The following is a 16064-nucleotide window of genomic DNA, read 5'->3' as shown; positions in this document are numbered from 1 at the left end:
CCACGGAGGTCGCAGCGTTGGCGAAGAAGCGGATTCCCGTCGTCATCGTCGCCGGATTCCTCGGTTCGGGAAAGACCACTCTGCTCAACCATGTGCTGCGCAACAACCGCGGCGTCCGGGTCGGCGTCATCGTCAACGACTTCGGCGCCGTGAACATCGATTCGATGATGGTGGCCGGCCAGGTCGATTCCATGGTGTCGCTGAGCAACGGCTGCATGTGCTGCGCTGTGGACGTCAGCGACATGGACGAGATGCTGGACCGCCTCGCGCACCCCGCGTCGCAGATCGACGTGATCATCGTCGAGGCGAGCGGGCTTGCCGAGCCGCGCAACATGATTCGTCTCGTCCTCGGAAGCACCAACCCGCACGTGATGTACGGCGGTCTCGTAGTGATGGTCGACGGTGAGCAGTTCGAGGACATGTCGGCGCAGCACCCGGACCTCGGCAAGCACGTCACGCTCGCCGACCTCGTGATCCTCAACAAGACTGACCGTATCGACGACGACCGGCGCGCCGCCGTGCAGGCGATGGTCCGCGGCTACAACGACCGCGCGCCCGTCCTCACTACCGCGCACGGCCGGATCGAGCCCACCCTGCTGTTCGACCGGGAACCCGGGCGTGAACCGGCGGCGGGGGAGCAGCTCACCCTCGATCAGCTCCTGCTGGATCAGCATGACCACTGCGAGGACCACGACCACCTGCATTCGTCGTACGAGGCAGTCGATTTCGCCTCCGGCGACCCGATCGATCCGCGGCGGCTCGTGGAGTTCCTCGAGAAGCGGCCGGTCGGGATCTACCGGATCAAGGGGTTCGTGCATTTCGCGGTGCCCGGGCAGTCGCGGAAGTTCGAGGTGCAGACCGTCGGCCCGCACATCAGGTTCACGTCGACGCGCTGGGAGCCCGGCGAGGAGCGGGCGACCCAGCTGGTGCTCATCGGGGCCGACATCGAGGCCGAGCACGTGCGAACCCGGCTCGCGGGCTGCGTCGTGACAGAGGGTGAAGATGCGGACCCCGGCGCGATGCTGGGTGTGCACCGCTATACCGTGACGGCGTGACCGAGTCTGCGTGTAGCCCCGAAACGAATCCCGAGCCGGCGCTGTCGGTGTACGACGCGATCCGCCGCCGCCGCGACGTGCGGGCCGAGTTCACCGGGGAGCCGATCGCGGAAGAGGTTCTCGACCGCATCCTGGGCGCCGCGCACTGCGCGCCCAGCGTGGGCAACACCCAGCCGTGGGATTTCGTCGTCGTACGCGACACCGGGACGCTGACCACGTTCGCCGACCACGTGGCAGGCGCCCGCAGGCGGTTCGCGGAGTCGCTGCCCGAAGACCGGAAGAAGACGTTCGATCCCATCAAGATCGAGGGGATCTGCGAAAGCGGCATGGGGGTGGTCGTGACGTACGACCGGAGCCGCGGCGGCGAACACATCCTCGGCAGGCACACGGTCGACGACACGGGTCTGTTCTCCGCGGTGCTCGCGATCCAGAATCTGTGGCTCGCCGCGGCCGCCGAGAACGTGGGCGTCGGCTGGGTGTCGTTCTACGACGAGCCCTATCTCACCGAACTGCTGGGAATCCCCGAGCCGGTGCGTCCCATCGCGTGGCTGTGCGTGGGGAGGGTTGCCGAGTTCCAGCAGGTGCCGGACCTCGAGCGCTTCGGGTGGCGGGGGCGTCGGCCATTGGCCGACGCCGTCCACCTCGAGAAGTTCTAGCCCTGACGGCGGCGTGAACCGCCGGCGGACGCCGTGCGGGTTCCGCCGCCCGTGGAGGAGGCTGCGCGGGGGCGTCCGGCTCCACCCGAGCGGGAGCGACGTGCGCCGCCGCCCTGACCGTGTGCGCGGCCGCCCTGACCGCCGCGGCCGCCCTGGGCGCCGCCCGGCCGCTGGTTGCGTCCGCCGCCGTTCGACGCCGGTGCCGCCTTGGGGGCGGGAGCGACGTGCGGTGCGATGTCGCCGACCAGGTCGAGCACGTGTGCGGAGTCCGCGGTGCTGCGGACCGGGGTCACCTTGATCGCGGCCTTGCGCATGAGGACGGCGAGGTCCTTGCGCTGCTCGGGCAGCACGACCGTGACGACGTCGCCTGCGCTGCCCGCACGGGCGGTGCGGCCGGAACGGTGCAGGTAGGCCTTGTGCTCGGCGGGCGGATCGACGTGGACGACCAACTGGACGTCGTCGACGTGGACGCCGCGCGCCGCGACGTCGGTGGCCACCAGCACGCGTGCCTCACCGGCAGAGAAGGAGGCGAGGTTGCGGTCGCGGGCCGCCTGCGACAGGTTGCCGTGCAGGTCGACCGAGGGGATTCCCGCCTCGGTGAGCTGACGGGCCAGCTTGCGGGCCTGGTGCTTGGTGCGCATGAACAGGATCCGGCGTCCGGTGCCGGATGCCAGCCGCTCGACCAGCTTGCGCTTGGCCTCGACGCCGTCCACGTCGAACACGTGGTGCGTCATGGCGGCGACGGGTGAGTTCGCCTCGTCGACCGAGTGCAGCACTTCGTTCTTCAGGAAGCGCTTCACGAGCTTGTCGACGCCGTTGTCCAGGGTGGCGGAGAACAGCAGCCGCTGCCCCTGCTGGGGGGTCGCGGTGAGGATGCGGGTGACGACGGGCAGGAAGCCGAGGTCGGCCATGTGATCGGCCTCGTCGAGCACGGTGATCTCGACGGCGTCGAGGCTCACGAACTTCTGCTTCATCAGGTCTTCGAGCCGTCCGGGGCACGCGACGACGATGTCGACGCCCGCCTTGAGGGCGCTCACCTGACGGTTCTGGGAGACGCCACCGAAGATGGTGGTGACCCGCAGGTCGTACGCGGCTGCGAGGGGCTCGAGGGTCGCGGTGATCTGCGTCGCGAGCTCACGGGTGGGGGCGAGGATCAGACCCACCGGGCGGCCCGGGCGGCGCTTTCCGCCGGACAGCTCACCCGCGAGGCGGGACACCATCGGAATGGAGAAGGCCAGCGTCTTGCCGCTGCCCGTCTTGCCGCGGCCGAGCACGTCGCGTCCCGACAGCGTGTCGGGGAGGGTGTCGACCTGGATGGGGAACGGGGAGGTGATCCCCTTGTCGGCGAGTGCTTTCACCAGCGGTTCGCGGACACCGAGCGCGGCGAACGTCGTGTCGGGGGTATTCGTGTCAGACAAGTGGTCAGGCCTTTCGAGCACAGGGTTGTGCCCGGAGGGCCGATACGGAAGGTCTCCGTCGGAGCTCGAGCACAGGTTGGCGGCGTTGCCGGTCGGCAAGCTTCTTCGCCGTAAGAAGAGCGGATGCGATGGTGCACATCCAACAGGATTCGGGTGACCGAACTGAATGCGTTCTACGACGCTGGATGACCGTCGTGGTCATCTAGTAATGGCGAGTCTACCTGGTGGCGGCCGAGCGGTCCGACCGAGGAGTCACAGACCGACCCATTCGGACGCCCCGTCGGCGAATTTCTGCCGCTTCCAGATGGGTACCTCGTGCTTGATGCGCTCCACCAGTTCGGCGCACGTGGTGAACGCCTCGGCGCGGTGGGGAGCGGCGACCGCGGCGACCACCGCGAGGTCGCCGACGGTGAGGGATCCGACCCGGTGGATGGCCGCGACGGGGAGTCCGGACGAGGCCACGACCTCCTCGCAGACGGTGCGCAGGAAGCGTTCGGCGTCCGGGTGCGACTGGTATTCGAGTGCCGAGACCGATTGTCCGCCATCGTGATTGCGGACGACGCCGGTGAACACGACGACGGCGCCGTATTCGGGTCCGGCCACGGCCGCGTCGACGACGGCGGGATCGAGCGGCTGATCCGAGATCTGGGCGAGAATGTCAGGCATCGTGCATACCTCCACCTGCGACCTGAGCGAGAAGATGATCGACGATGGGGTCGAGGACGGACAATCCGTCCTTGACCCCGCCCGGCGAGCCGGGGAGATTCACGACGACTGTGCCGTTCGCCACACCCGCGAGTCCGCGGCTCAGCGAGGCGTGCGGGGTCACCTCCGTGCCGCGGTTCCGGATGGCGTCGGCGACGCCGGGCAGTTCGCGGTCGAGCACCGCGCGGGTGGCCTCCGGGGTCGCGTCCGTGGGGGAGACCCCGGTGCCGCCGGTGCTGATGATCAGTGCCGGGTTCCCGGACAGGGCGTCGGCGAGGCCGGCCGCGATGTCCGCGTCCGCGTAGACCAGCGGACCCCGGGTGGTGAAGCCACGTTCCTCGAGCCATGCGGCGATCACCGGGCCGGTCGTGTCCTCTCGCGTGCCCTTCGCCCCGCCGGTCGAGGCGACGAGGACGGCCGCGGATCGCGCTGTCACCGTGGGAGTTCCGGTGTTTTGCTGCTCACGCGTCCAGTGTCCGCGTTTGCCGCCGTCCTTGGTGAGCAGCCGGACGCCGTCCAGCGTCGCGGCGGGATCGACGGCTTTCACCATGTCGTGCAACGTCAATCCGGCCACCGCCACGGCGGTGAGCGCCTCCATCTCGACGCCGGTCGGGCCCTTCGTCTTCGCGGTGGCCTCGATCGTGATCGCATTCTCGGTGAACCCGAACTCCAGCTTCACCGACGACAGCGCGAGCTGATGGCACAGCGGAATCAGCTCGGACGTCTTCTTCGCCCCGGAGATCCCGGCGATCCGGGCCGTCGCGAGAACGTCGGCCTTGGGCAGGTCGTCGGCCCGGACCAGTTCGATCACCGCGGGGGTGGTGATCAATTGCCCGGCGGCGACCGCCGTTCGGGTCGTGTCCGCTTTCGCGCTCACGTCGACCATGCGCGCGCGGCCCTCGCTGTCGAGGTGCGTCAGGTCGCTCATAGGGGGATCACCTTCACGAGTTGGCCGGCGTCGAGCGAGGTGACGTCGGCGGGAACGTCGAGGAGGACGTCCGCCCACGCCATCGCGGCGACGAGGTGGGAGCCGGGGCCGGACACGAGTTCGACTCCGGCGTCGGTGCGGCGTGCCCGGAGGAACTGCCGCTTGCCGGGAATGGAGGTGACGGCCGCGGCGAGCGGCAGTTCCTCGGGTTCCGTCGGGGGGAGCCCGGCCGCGCGCCGGATCTCGGGACGCGCGAACACCTCGAACGAGATGAGGGTGCTGACCGGGTTCCCCGGAAAGTTGAGGACGGGCGTGCCGTCCACGACGGCGGTGCCCTGTGGGCCGCCCGGTTGCATCGCGACGTGACCGAAGTGCCCGCCGAGCGGTGAGAGCGTCTCCTTGACCACCTCGAAGTCGCCCATCGACACCCCGCCGGAGGTGAGGACGAGATCGGCCGTGGTGGTCGCCTCCGCGAGCAGGGTGCGGAACTCGGCCGGGTCGTCGCCGCTGCGCGCGATCGAGACGACCTCGGCGCCGTTGGCCCTGGCGCTCGACGCGAGGGCGATTCCGTTGGAGTCGTAGATCTCTCCGGGGTGCAGCGTCGTTCCGGCGTCCACCAGTTCGGCTCCCGTGGTGATCACGGCGATGCGCGGGCGCGGGCGCACCGGGACGCGCTGCAGGCCGACGGCGGCGAGGACGGCGATGTGCCGGGCGGCGAGCACACTGCCCGCGGGCAGCAGGAGCATGCCCTCACGGACGTCGCTGCCGCGCTCGCGCACGAACTCGCCTGCGGTGCGCGAGCGTTCGATGCGCACCTGTCCGTCCGCGGCCTCGGTGTCCTCGACCGGGACGATCGCGTCGGCGCCCTCGGGGATCGGCGCACCGGTCATGATCCGGTAGGCGGTCCCGGGTGTGTGGGTGGTGGTGCCCGCCGGTCCCGCGGCGATCACGCCCCGCACCGGCAGCACCGCCGGGATGGACGCGACGGAGGCGGCGTCGACCGCGTATCCGTCCATCTGCGAATTCCGGAACAACGGCAGGTCGACGGGCGAGTGGACGTCGGCGGCCAGGGCGCGCCCGAGTGCCTCGCCGAGCGGGATCTCCTCGGCCGGGCGCTCGTGCAGCGGCGCGAGCAGTCCGGCGACGTGCTGGGCGTGCTGCTCCACAGAGCGTGCGGTCACGATATTCCTCCGGCCATGGTCACCAATCCTAGGCACCTCACGGCGGAGTGACGGCACCGCGTCGGACAACGCTCACCCCCGCGCGGCATACTGGACAGATGCAGGGAAAGGCAACTCGATGACGACGGTGGAGATGGGGATCCCGACCGTCCGGTCGTCGGTCTCGCTCGACGGCAGACCGGACGTCGACCAGCTGGTCGACCGGTTCGGCCGCGTCGCGCGGGACCTGCGGGTGTCGATCACCGAGAAGTGTTCGCTGCGCTGCACGTACTGCATGCCCGAGGAGGGCCTGCCCGCGATTCCGGCGCAGAATCTCCTCACCGCAGGCGAGATCGTCAGGCTCGTCGACATCGCGGTCCACCGACTCGGTGTGCGCGAGGTCCGGTTCACCGGGGGTGAACCGCTGATGCGGGTGGATCTCGAGCAGATGATCGCCGGATGCGCCGAGCGGGTGCCGGGGATTCCGCTCGCGATGACCACGAACGCCGTCGGTCTCGAGCACCGCGCGGCCGGGCTCGCCCGCGCCGGACTGACACGGGTCAACGTCTCCCTCGATTCGGTCGATCGTGCGCACTTCGCGAGACTGACCAGGCGTGACCGTCTGCCGTCGGTGATGGCTGGTATCCGTGCCGCCGCCCGGGCCGGACTGGCGCCGATGAAGATCAATGCGGTGCTGATGCCCGAAACGCTCAGCGGAGCGGCCGATCTCCTGGAATGGTGCCTGAGCGAGGGCGTCACGCTGCGGTTCATCGAGGAGATGCCGCTCGACGCCGATCACGAGTGGGCCCGCGACAACATGGTCACCGCCGACCGGTTACTGGCCGTCCTCGGCGAGCGGTTCACGCTCACCGAACACGGGAGGGAAGACCCGTCGGCGCCCGCCGAGGAATGGCTCGTCGACGGCGGACCGGCCACGGTCGGAATCATCGCGTCCGTCACCCGGTCGTTCTGCTCCGACTGTGACCGCACCCGCCTCACCGCCGAGGGAACGGTACGTTCGTGCCTGTTCAGTGATCAGGAGATCGACCTGCGGTCGGCACTGCGGTCGGGTGCGGGCGACGAGGATCTGGCGAACTTGTGGCGCGGCGCGATGTGGAACAAGTGGGCAGGCCACGGAATCAACGCGGACGGCTTCGCCCCGCCGCAACGCAGCATGGGAGCAATCGGTGGTTGACGTGACGGGCATTTCGGTTCGGTATTTCGCGGCCGCCGCCGACGCGGCGGGCTGCACCAAGGAGACCCTCGACCTCCCGGCCACCGCAAATCTCGGCCAGGTGAAGGACCTTCTCCTCACCAAGTACGGTCCCGGCATGCAGCAGGTGCTGTCGGTCTCCGCCTTCCTGGTGGACTCCGAGTTGACCCGCGATCTGACGCGCACCGCCGGGGCACAGGTGGACGTGCTGCCGCCGTTTGCCGGCGGCTAGCCCGCTGTCCGCCGGGCCGTTCAGTGGACGGACTCGGCCAGCCACCGGTCGAAGGTGATCGTTCCGAACCGATTGTCGGGCACCAGGTTCGACCCGTTCCGCAGGAACTGCCCCAGCGCGCCGGGAAGCGGAACATTCACGACGAACCCGTGCGTCCCGGTGGCCTTCTTCCACGCCGTCGTCAGATCGCGGGCCGTGCGCACCTCCGGGCCGCCGATGGTGATCGGCCCCTCCGGCGCCGGTTCGGTGGCCAGGGCGGCGTCGACCAGGGCGGTCGCGACGTCCCTCGTGTCGATGGTCTGAAAGCTCGTCTTCGAGAAGGCCGGGATCAGTCCCACCCGGCTCGCCGGCTTCGCGATCATGGGAATGAAGTCGTGGAACTGGGTCGCCCGCACGATCACCGTCTCGATCGCAGCACTGTCGTAGACCCGCTCCTGGGTGCGCTTCGACTGGTAATAGGCGAATTCGGCCAGGTCGACGTTGACGATGGAGAGGAGGACGGCGCGTCGGACTCCCGCGCCGTCCGCGGTGGCGAGCAGGTTCTCGGAGCCCTTCTCCAGCACCGCCCGGGTGCCCTTGGTCTTGCCGTCGGTGGTGTCGACCACGACGTCGACACCGTCGAGCGCCTCGGCGAGGCCGTCGCCGGTGACGAGATCACCGTGGAAATGCGCGATCTCGGTACCCGGCGCCCCGCCGTGCCGGGTCAGGACCCGGACGGAGTGACCGCGGGCGAGGAACTCCTTGACCACCTGCCGGCCTGCAGTGCCGGTACCGCCCGCGACCAGCGCCTGGACCACCGGGTCACCGCCACCACGTGTCGAGCGGGGTCACCGGGACCGTGCGCTTGTGGCGGGTATTCAGGAACATCGCCTCGAGCTTCTCGGCCACGGCGTCCGGGACGTCCTTGCCCTCGAGGTAGTCGTCGATCTGCGCGTACGTCAGGCCCAGCGCCTCCTCGTCGGGGAGTGCGGGACGATCGTCCTCGAGGTCGGCGGTGGGAACCTTCTTCCACGTGCTCTCGGGTGCGCCGAGTTCGCGGAGCAGCGCGGCGCCCTGACGCTTGGACAGCCCCGTCAGAGGAGTGACGTCCACGCCGCCGTCGCCGAACTTGGTGAAGAAACCGGTGATCGCCTCGGCGGCATGGTCGGTGCCGACGACCAGATACCCGAGCTGACCGGCGATCGAATACTGGATCACCATGCGCTCGCGGGCCTTGATGTTGCCGCGGACGAAGTCGCGGAGTTCGCCGCCGTCGCCGATGATGTCGCGCAGCGCCTCGGAGGACTCCTTCGCGGTCGCGTCCGCGCCGGGCTTCACGTTGACGACCACCGACCGGTCGGGCTTGATGAAGTCGAGGGAGATCTGCGCGTCGGACTCGTCGGCCTGGGTGCCGTAGGGCAGCCGCACGGCGACGAACTCGGCGTCGTGGCCCTCCTCGCGCAATTCGCTCGCCGCGAGCTGGGCGAGGCGTCCGGTGAGGGTGCTGTCCTGACCGCCGCTGATACCCAGGACGAAACCTTTGGCCGGGGTCGACAGCAGGTAGTCCTTGAGGAACTGAACACGTTTGCGGATCTCGTCGGCCGCGTCGATGGTGGGCCGGGCACCGAGTTCCTCGAGGATCTGCGCACGTAGATTCGCCATGCCAGAACTCTAGCGAGTGCCCCTGACGGGCGCAGGGTACGGTTCCGCGCATGAGTAGATCGGACGTTCTGGTGGTCAGCGCGACCAAGGCGGAGGCAGTGCACGTCCCGTCCGAGTTCGAGGTCCTGATCACCGGGATCGGCAAGGTGAGTGCCGCCGTGGCCGTGGCGTCCGCGCTCGCCGACTACCCGCGAACGGCCAAGCCGCTCGTCGTCAACATCGGCACCGCGGGCGCGCTGCACGAGCATCACAGCGGGCTGTTCACGCCGTCGACCGTCCTGAACCACGACATCAGCGGCGACGCCATCCGGGCGCTCGGGCACGAGGTGGCCGATGTCCTCGCCCTGCCCGACGGCGACGGTTCCGTGCTGGCCACCGGAGATCTGTTCGTGTCCGACGTCGGCGTGCGCGACGAACTCGCCCGCCGGGCCGACCTCGTCGACATGGAAGGGTTCGCCGTCGCCTACGCCAGTGCCCGCGGCGGTGCCCGGTGCAGGCTCGTCAAGCACGTCAGCGACACCGCCGACGACTCGGCACTGGACTGGCCCGCCCGGATCGATGCGAGCGCCCGCGAACTCGGGCGCTGGCTGGCAGCGCTCTAGCTCGCCCGCAGTTCCAGCCCGGTCCCGGCGCCGTCGACGAGGCGCAGCGAATCCGAGCTGACGGTGTAGCCCGTCTCCCCGGTCAGTGCCGCGAGGACCGCGCGCTCCACCTCGGACTCGTCCGGCGGACACGCCATCCGGGTGGTGGCCCACGACCCGAACGTGATCGAACTCGGCTGCACGTCCGCGGTCCCGGTCATCCGGTTGCAGCCGGTGAAACCGGACGCCGAGCCGTCGCCTGCGATCAGCAACTGCGGTGCCGTCCGCTCCAGCGCTTCCGTTGTGGTGACCGCGTCCGGACTGATCAGCGCGGTCACCGTCCACGTGGTCCCGACGACGGGCCGGTCCGGCCGGACGACCTTCTCGTCGGTCAGCGTCACCGAAGCGGAGGGGGTGGTGAGGGTGAGCGTGTCGCCGCCGAGGGTCCAATTCGGTTGCGCGTCCAGCAGGGCCGCCGCCCAGGCGTCGGATCCTGCCGCCTCACCGGGGCACGCCATCAGCGTCATGGCGAGCGGCCCCGTCACGATCTTTCCGTCGGACAGGTCGACGTCGGCGCTGCCCTGATTGCATCCGGCGTCGACGGACAGTCGCCCGGGGTCGGTGAACCCGAGCACGAGCGGACCGCCGCCGGGAATGGGCTCGCCCTCGACGGAGGTGGAAACGAACGTGCGGCCGGTCGGGTCCTGAGCCTCGGTCTGCGCATCGCCGCCGCAGGCGGTGAGCGAGGCGAACGTCAGGAGGCCGAGAACGGCGGCGGTGGTGCGCATTCCCCGAGGTTAGACAAAATGTCCGAATCCGGGATCAACATCGGGTGACGCGCCGGATCAGGTCCTCCCAGGCGTCCCCGAGCCGTTCGACGGACATCCCGAGGTCGCGCAGTTCGTGCAGGACGAGCGTGGCCTCCAGGGGGGCGAGCAGCGAGCAGGCGAGCAGTTCGTGATCGCCCTGCACGCCTGCCGTGCGGAGGAGGGACACGACATGACTCACGGACACTGCCCGGGCGGGGGCGGCGAAGCGGAACTCGAGAGAATTCTCGGCCGCGCGCAGGACTTCGCCCTGTACTTCGACGATCGCGAGGCGGGCATGCCCGAAAGCGATCAGCCGGTCGATCGGGTCGGCGCCCGGCCCGAGGGGCGGCGGACCGAACATGAAGGACTGCTGGAGTTCTCGTTCGGTGTGGTCGAGGAGTGCGTGCATGAGGCCCGACCGGCTGCCGAACCGGCGGAACACTGTGCCCTTGCCCACACCGGCCCTGCAGGCGACGGCGTCCATCGTGACGGCGTCGACGCCGCGTTCGGCGACCAGCAGCGCGGCCGCATCGAGCAGTAGGCGCCGGTTACGTGCGGCGTCTCCGCGTTCCGGGGTGTCGACCCCGATCTGGGGCAGGAGGGGGCTGGTCACACTCCGCATCCTACCGTGACGGGAACATAAGTGGACCGCGGTCCGTTTAGTTGCTATACATGTTCACGAGTCGCCCTACGCACCATCGAAGGAATATTGACATGTCACAGACCAACGTTCTCGTTCTCGTCGGCAGCCTCCGCGCCGCCTCGGTCAACCGTCAGCTCGCCGAGACCGCGGTCGCCGTGGCACCCGAGGGCGCCGAGGTGATCGTGTTCGACGGACTCGGTGAGGTCCCCTTCTACAACGAGGACATCGACGTCGCCGGCTCCATCCCCGCCGTCGAGGCCCTGCGTGACGCTGCAGGCCGCGCCGACGCGTTGCTGCTGCTCACCCCCGAGTACAACGGCACCATCCCCGCCGTCCTCAAGAACGCCATCGACTGGATCTCCCGGCCGTACGGCACCGGCGCCGTCAAGGACAAGCCCGTCGCCGTCATCAGCGCCTCGCCCAGCGGCAACGGCGCGCAGTGGGCGCACGAGGACACCCGCAAGGCCGTCCGCATCGCAGGCGGCAAGGTCCTCGAAGACGTCACCCTCGCCATCGGCGGCACCATCGACAAGTTCGGTGACCGGCACCCGCGCGAGAACGCCGAGGTCGCGCAGCAGGTCGCGGGCGTCGTCGCCAGCCTGGTCGACGCCACGAATGAACTCGTCGACGCCTGACGATCCGCGCGCGGAACGCCGTCGCCGCTACAGTCCGGTCCGATCCAGGGCTGCGTCGACGGCGTCCCGCACCGCGTCGAAGTCTTCACCGGCCGCCAGGGCAGAGTCCCTGGCGGCTTCTATCTGTTCGCGCACCGTCTCGTACCGCGCGACCCACTCCTCCTTGTTGTCGCGCCAGTAGCCGATGACGTCGTAGCGGTCCGCCGGCCAGTGGAGGTCGTGGCGCAACCAGCGTCGCACCACCCGAGACGCCTTCGCCTCGCCCGCGAACCACACGTATCCCGGTGAATCCGGGAGCGGCAGGTCGCGGGCAGCCTCGGCCAGCAGGCTGTCCCCGGCGCCGTTGCCGCTTCCGTCCAGCCACGTCACGGTCAGCGCGGCGTCGGTCGCGAACTGCTGCCGATCTGCCGGGGTGGTGACCTCTGCGATCACGTGGACCCGCGCCGATCCGGGTAGTTCCTCCAGGATGCGTCCTACGGCGGGCAATGCCGTCATGTCGGCGACGAGGAGCTGCCACGCGGCGTCCGCGGGCGGCGCGTACCACCCCGAGGCCGTTGAGAATCCGAGCATCTCGCCCGGGCGCGCGACCGCGGCCCAGTGCGCCGCGGTCCCGCCCGCGTGGACGGCGAAGTCGATGTCCATCTCCAGGGCGTCCGGGTCCCAGCGGCGCACGGTGTAACTGCGCTTCTCCGCGCCGTCCGGCGGGAACGCGAGGAGCAGGCGCTCGTCGGGCGTCCCACTGGACGCGAATCGGGTCAGATCCCCGCCCGCGAGGGTGATCCTCTGCATGTTCGGCGTCACTCGCCTCGTGCGCGCTACGGGCGCCGACCAGCCGGGGTCGCCCAGGGAGTCGTCGGACATGCGCTCAAGGTACCGGGAGGAGGAGTCGGGGCCTGCAGTTACCGGCCGGCAAGCGTGGGGGCCGGTCGGGTGCGGCACCCGGTGTGGCCCGGACGCGGCAGGCAGGGGAGCGGGGTGCCGGGTGCTGCGGGGGACGGGTCCCGGATGGGGCCGGCATCGCCCGCCGGAGCGGTGTCCGGCCGGTCCGCACGGGGCTCTCCCGGCGCCCGCGCCGCCGATGCGGGCGTGTCTTCGGAGGTGGCGTAGGCTCCCGGAGCCTCCAGTGCACGAGCGCGATTTCAGGGGTGTCCCGCGTCACGCCGAAAATGTGATGTGCGACACGCCGGAGCGAGCATGAAATTTATGGTCCGCGGGATGACGACCAGGGAATTTCATCAATGTGACTCACAACATCTCGGGTTAAGTGTTTCTGTCGGCCACTAGGTGTAGTGTCTTGAGCACTGAGAGACCACAACGAGAACCGACTCGGTGAGCATCTCCATCGGGGGTCACCGCCATCTCGATCAGGGGAAGTCTCAGTGCGCTGAACACACACTTCGTCAGCTCCATTCGGCAGTGGAAAGAGGGACTTCATGAGCATCACCGTCTACACCAAGCCCGCTTGCGTTCAGTGCAATGCCACCTACCGGGCCCTCGACAAGGCGGGTATCGAATACTCCGTCGTCGACATCACCGAAGACCCCGAAGCCCGGGACTACGTCATGGCACTGGGATACCTGCAGGCGCCCGTGATCGTGGCCGGTGACGAGCACTGGTCGGGCTTCCGCCCCGACCGCATCAAGACCCTCTCGGCAAACGCTGCTTGAAGCGAGGCGATCGCACCGCCCGAGGCGGAGGACGAGCCGATTCCCGGACGGAAGTAAACGGTAGTACTAGTCCAGATGGTGGAAACCGATGACATCGCTGGTGTACTTCTCCAGCGCCTCGGAGAACACGCACCGATTCGTCCAGCGGCTCGGGCTGCCTGCGACGCGCATACCCATTCATGACCGCGAGGGCACCTTCGAGGTGCACGAACCCTATGTGCTGATCCTCCCGACTTACGGCGGGGGGACGACGGCCATGGGCCGCGACACCAGTTACGTCCCGAAGCCGGTCATCCGATTTCTCAACAACACACACAACAGGTCGCTGATCCGAGCAGTGATCGCGGCGGGAAACACCAATTTCGGTGAATCCTATTGCTTTGCAGGAAATATCATTTCTCAGAAATGCCACGTTCCCTACCTCTACCGCTTCGAACTCATGGGCACAGCCGAGGACGTCGAGCGGGTAAAGGCCGGTCTGGGTGAATTCTGGGATCACTTAGACGACGAGGAGCACGAGAAGTGGCGCCGACCATCACAGACACCATCGACGCGGGGAGCGTAGAGCGCGACGCGCGCGGTGGAGACTCGACGAACGGTCTCGATTACCACGCGCTCAACGCGATGCTCAACCTGTACGGGCCCAACGGTGAGATCCAGTTCGACAAGGACCGCGAGGCCGCGAACCAGTACTTCCTCCAGCACGTCAACCAGAACACTGTCTTCTTCCACAACCAGGACGAGAAGCTGGACTACCTGGTCAAGGAGAACTACTACGAGCGTGAGGTCCTCGACCAGTACACCCGCAACTTCGTCAAGACGCTGATCGACCACGCCTACTCGAAGAAGTTCCGTTTCCCGACGTTCCTGGGCGCGTTCAAGTACTACACCTCGTACACGCTCAAGACGTTCGACGGTAAGCGGTACCTGGAGCGTTTCGAGGACCGTGTCTGCATGGTCGCCCTGACGCTGGCCGCGGGCGACGAGGATCTGGCGACCAAGCTCGTCGACGAGATCATCGCCGGCCGCTTCCAGCCGGCCACCCCGACCTTCCTCAACTCGGGCAAGAAGCAGCGCGGCGAGCCCGTGTCCTGCTTCCTGCTGCGCATCGAGGACAACATGGAGTCGATCGGCCGCTCCATCAACTCCGCACTGCAGCTGTCCAAGCGCGGCGGCGGAGTTGCGTTGCTGCTCAGCAACGTTCGTGAGCACGGTGCCCCGATCAAGAAGATCGAGAACCAGAGCTCCGGGGTCATCCCGATCATGAAGCTGCTCGAGGACTCGTTCTCGTACGCCAATCAGCTGGGCGCGCGTCAGGGCGCAGGCGCGGTGTATTTGCACGCGCACCACCCGGACATCTACCGCTTCCTCGACACCAAGCGCGAGAACGCGGACGAGAAGATCCGCATCAAGACGCTGTCTCTCGGCGTCGTCATCCCGGACATCACGTTCGAGCTGGCGAAGAAGAACGAGGACATGTACCTCTTCTCGCCGTACGACGTGGAGCGCATCTACGGCAAGCCGTTCGCGGACATCAACGTCACCGAGAAGTACTACGAGATGGTCGACGACAAGCGCATCCGCAAGTCGAAGATCAAGGCGCGCGAGTTCTTCCAGACCGTCGCCGAGCTGCAGTTCGAGTCCGGTTACCCGTACATCATGTACGAGGACACGGTGAACCGCGCCAACCCGATCGCGGGCAAGGTCACGCACTCGAACCTGTGCTCGGAGATCCTGCAGGTCTCCACGCCGTCGCTGTTCAACGACGACCTGTCCTACAGCCATATCGGCAAGGACATCTCCTGCAACCTCGGTTCGCTGAACATCGCGAAGACCATGGACTCGCCGGACTTCGCACGCACCATCGAGACGTCGATCCGCGCGCTGACCGCCGTCGCCGATCAGACCTCCATCGACTCCGTCCCGTCGATCCGGAAGGCGAACGACGAGGGTCACGCCATCGGTCTCGGGCAGATGAACCTGCACGGATACCTGGCGCGCGAGCGGATCCACTACGGCTCCGACGAGGGCATCGATTTCACGAACATCTACTTCTACACCGTGGTGTTCCACGCGATCCGGGCGTCCAACGAGATCGCCAAGGAGCGCGGCACGTACTTCGCGGGCTTCCCGGAGTCCAAGTACGCGTCCGGAGAGTTCTTCGACAAGTACACCGACCGGGTGTGGGAGCCGGAGACCGAGCGGGTGCGGCAGCTGTTCGCCGATGCGGGCCTGCACATCCCGACCCAGGACGACTGGCGTGAACTGAAGGCGTCCGTGCAGAAGCACGGCATCTACAACCAGAACCTGCAGGCGGTGCCGCCGACCGGATCGATCTCCTACATCAACAACTCCACCAGCTCCATCCACCCGGTGGCGTCGAAGATCGAGATCCGCAAGGAAGGCAAGATCGGCCGCGTCTACTACCCGGCGCCCTACCTGACCAACGACAACCTGGAGTACTACCAGGATGCCTACGAGATCGGGTACGAGAAGATCATCGACACCTATGCCGCCGCGACGCAGCACGTCGACCAGGGGCTGTCGCTGACGCTGTTCTTCAAGGACACCGCCACCACCCGCGACATCAACAAGGCGCAGATCTACGCGTGGCGCAAGGGCATCAAGACGCTGTACTACATCCGGCTGCGTCAGATGGCGCTGGAGGGGACTGAGGTCGAAGGTTGCGTCTCCTGCATGTTGTAGTGCGGCTCCGCCGCC

The 16064-nt window shown here is 68.0% G+C and carries 18 protein-coding genes; 9 read left to right on the top strand and 9 right to left on the bottom strand.

Features of this window, described 5'->3' with window-relative positions; genetic code table 11:
- Positions 1 to 17: 17 nt before the first annotated feature.
- Positions 18 to 1055 (top strand): CobW family GTP-binding protein, encoded by a 1038-nt coding sequence (locus JWS13_RS09055; protein WP_124390315.1) that lies wholly within the window; start codon positions 18 to 20, stop codon positions 1053 to 1055.
- Positions 1052 to 1711 (top strand): 5,6-dimethylbenzimidazole synthase, encoded by a 660-nt coding sequence (bluB, locus tag JWS13_RS09050; protein WP_206005338.1) that lies wholly within the window; start codon positions 1052 to 1054, stop codon positions 1709 to 1711. Before JWS13_RS09055 ends, bluB begins: the two co-directional genes overlap by 4 nt.
- Here the strand turns inward: bluB and JWS13_RS09045 are convergent.
- The 4 genes from JWS13_RS09045 to JWS13_RS09030 form a co-directional block, all read right to left on the bottom strand.
- A complete protein-coding gene (locus JWS13_RS09045) occupies positions 1708 to 3129 on the bottom strand; it encodes a DEAD/DEAH box helicase (RefSeq protein ID WP_206005337.1) in 1422 nt (473 codons plus the stop codon). The genes bluB and JWS13_RS09045 overlap by 4 nt on opposite strands.
- Positions 3130 to 3381: 252 nt before the next feature.
- A complete protein-coding gene (locus JWS13_RS09040; protein WP_206005336.1) occupies positions 3382 to 3795 on the bottom strand; it encodes a molybdenum cofactor biosynthesis protein MoaE in 414 nt (137 codons plus the stop codon).
- Entirely contained in the window at positions 3788 to 4762 is a 975-nt protein-coding gene (gene moaCB / locus JWS13_RS09035) for a bifunctional molybdenum cofactor biosynthesis protein MoaC/MoaB (RefSeq protein ID WP_206005335.1), read from the bottom strand. Before moaCB ends, JWS13_RS09040 begins: the two co-directional genes overlap by 8 nt.
- On the bottom strand, positions 4759 to 5943 hold the full coding sequence (locus tag JWS13_RS09030) for a molybdopterin molybdotransferase MoeA (protein ID WP_206005334.1): 1185 nt from the start codon (positions 5941 to 5943) through the stop codon (positions 4759 to 4761). Before JWS13_RS09030 ends, moaCB begins: the two co-directional genes overlap by 4 nt.
- Positions 5944 to 6061: 118 nt before the next feature.
- Here JWS13_RS09030 and moaA point away from each other — a divergent pair, with 118 nt between their 5' ends.
- Together moaA and JWS13_RS09020 are read left to right on the top strand one after the other, a co-directional pair.
- Positions 6062 to 7117 (top strand): GTP 3',8-cyclase MoaA, encoded by a 1056-nt coding sequence (moaA, locus tag JWS13_RS09025; RefSeq protein WP_206005333.1) that lies wholly within the window; start codon positions 6062 to 6064, stop codon positions 7115 to 7117.
- Complete coding sequence (locus JWS13_RS09020; protein WP_206005332.1) at positions 7110 to 7367, top strand: MoaD/ThiS family protein; 258 nt, start codon at positions 7110 to 7112, stop codon at positions 7365 to 7367. The genes moaA and JWS13_RS09020 overlap by 8 nt, the downstream gene beginning before the upstream one ends.
- 20 nt (positions 7368 to 7387) lie before the next feature.
- Here JWS13_RS09020 and JWS13_RS09015 read toward each other — a convergent pair whose 3' ends face one another.
- Both JWS13_RS09015 and nadE read right to left on the bottom strand, forming a co-directional pair.
- Positions 7388 to 8164, bottom strand: a complete 777-nt coding sequence (locus tag JWS13_RS09015; protein WP_206005331.1) for an SDR family oxidoreductase — start codon at positions 8162 to 8164, stop codon at positions 7388 to 7390.
- A gap of 4 nt (positions 8165 to 8168) precedes the next feature.
- Positions 8169 to 9008 carry an ammonia-dependent NAD(+) synthetase gene (gene nadE, locus JWS13_RS09010; protein ID WP_206005330.1) on the bottom strand — a complete coding sequence of 280 codons (840 nt, stop codon included), beginning with the start codon at positions 9006 to 9008 and terminating at the stop codon, positions 8169 to 8171.
- Positions 9009 to 9058: 50 nt separating this feature from the next.
- Here nadE and JWS13_RS09005 point away from each other — a divergent pair, with 50 nt between their 5' ends.
- Entirely contained in the window at positions 9059 to 9610 is a 552-nt protein-coding gene (locus tag JWS13_RS09005; protein WP_206005329.1) for a nucleosidase, read from the top strand.
- Here the strand turns inward: JWS13_RS09005 and JWS13_RS09000 are convergent.
- Together JWS13_RS09000 and JWS13_RS08995 are read right to left on the bottom strand one after the other, a co-directional pair.
- A complete protein-coding gene (locus JWS13_RS09000; RefSeq protein WP_206005328.1) occupies positions 9607 to 10377 on the bottom strand; it encodes an META domain-containing protein in 771 nt (256 codons plus the stop codon). The genes JWS13_RS09005 and JWS13_RS09000 overlap by 4 nt on opposite strands.
- Before the next feature lie 34 nt (positions 10378 to 10411).
- The gene (locus JWS13_RS08995; RefSeq protein WP_206005327.1) at positions 10412 to 11011 is read right to left on the bottom strand and encodes a TetR/AcrR family transcriptional regulator; all 600 of its coding nucleotides are present in this window, start codon (positions 11009 to 11011) and stop codon (positions 10412 to 10414) included.
- Positions 11012 to 11112: 101 nt separating this feature from the next.
- Here JWS13_RS08995 and JWS13_RS08990 point away from each other — a divergent pair, with 101 nt between their 5' ends.
- A complete protein-coding gene (locus JWS13_RS08990; protein WP_206005326.1) occupies positions 11113 to 11676 on the top strand; it encodes an NAD(P)H-dependent oxidoreductase in 564 nt (187 codons plus the stop codon).
- Positions 11677 to 11703: 27 nt separating this feature from the next.
- Here JWS13_RS08990 and JWS13_RS08985 read toward each other — a convergent pair whose 3' ends face one another.
- Positions 11704 to 12537 carry a siderophore-interacting protein gene (locus tag JWS13_RS08985; RefSeq protein WP_206005325.1) on the bottom strand — a complete coding sequence of 278 codons (834 nt, stop codon included), beginning with the start codon at positions 12535 to 12537 and terminating at the stop codon, positions 11704 to 11706.
- 572 nt (positions 12538 to 13109) lie between these two features.
- Between JWS13_RS08985 and JWS13_RS08980 the strand changes: the two genes are divergently transcribed.
- The 3 genes from JWS13_RS08980 (at position 13110) to nrdE (ending at position 16049) form a co-directional block, all read left to right on the top strand.
- On the top strand, positions 13110 to 13343 hold the full coding sequence (locus tag JWS13_RS08980; protein WP_005240286.1) for a redoxin NrdH: 234 nt from the start codon (positions 13110 to 13112) through the stop codon (positions 13341 to 13343).
- Between the two features lie 88 nt (positions 13344 to 13431).
- Complete coding sequence (gene nrdI / locus JWS13_RS08975) at positions 13432 to 13908, top strand: class Ib ribonucleoside-diphosphate reductase assembly flavoprotein NrdI (RefSeq protein ID WP_087556616.1); 477 nt, start codon at positions 13432 to 13434, stop codon at positions 13906 to 13908.
- Positions 13866 to 16049 (top strand): class 1b ribonucleoside-diphosphate reductase subunit alpha, encoded by a 2184-nt coding sequence (gene nrdE / locus JWS13_RS08970; RefSeq protein ID WP_374710725.1) that lies wholly within the window; start codon positions 13866 to 13868, stop codon positions 16047 to 16049. Before nrdI ends, nrdE begins: the two co-directional genes overlap by 43 nt.
- Positions 16050 to 16064 lie beyond the last annotated feature (15 nt).

It is taken from the genome of Rhodococcus pseudokoreensis, from assembly GCF_017068395.1.
GTDB lineage: Bacteria > Actinomycetota > Actinomycetes > Mycobacteriales > Mycobacteriaceae > Rhodococcus_F > Rhodococcus_F pseudokoreensis.
This window is presented reverse-complemented; position numbering and strand designations above follow the sequence as displayed.

Coding starts and splice junctions, on each gene's coding strand:
- JWS13_RS09040 (WP_206005336.1), bottom strand. CDS start 3,795: ATGCCTGACATTCTCGCCCAGATCTCGGATCAGCCGCTCGATCCCGCC.
- moaCB (WP_206005335.1), bottom strand. CDS start 4,762: ATGAGCGACCTGACGCACCTCGACAGCGAGGGCCGCGCGCGCATGGTC.
- moaA (WP_206005333.1), top strand. CDS start 6,062: ATGACGACGGTGGAGATGGGGATCCCGACCGTCCGGTCGTCGGTCTCG.
- nadE (WP_206005330.1), bottom strand. CDS start 9,008: ATGGCGAATCTACGTGCGCAGATCCTCGAGGAACTCGGTGCCCGGCCC.
- JWS13_RS09005 (WP_206005329.1), top strand. CDS start 9,059: ATGAGTAGATCGGACGTTCTGGTGGTCAGCGCGACCAAGGCGGAGGCA.
- JWS13_RS09000 (WP_206005328.1), bottom strand. CDS start 10,377: ATGCGCACCACCGCCGCCGTTCTCGGCCTCCTGACGTTCGCCTCGCTC.
- JWS13_RS08990 (WP_206005326.1), top strand. CDS start 11,113: ATGTCACAGACCAACGTTCTCGTTCTCGTCGGCAGCCTCCGCGCCGCC.
- JWS13_RS08985 (WP_206005325.1), bottom strand. CDS start 12,537: ATGTCCGACGACTCCCTGGGCGACCCCGGCTGGTCGGCGCCCGTAGCG.
- JWS13_RS08980 (WP_005240286.1), top strand. CDS start 13,110: ATGAGCATCACCGTCTACACCAAGCCCGCTTGCGTTCAGTGCAATGCC.
- nrdI (WP_087556616.1), top strand. CDS start 13,432: ATGACATCGCTGGTGTACTTCTCCAGCGCCTCGGAGAACACGCACCGA.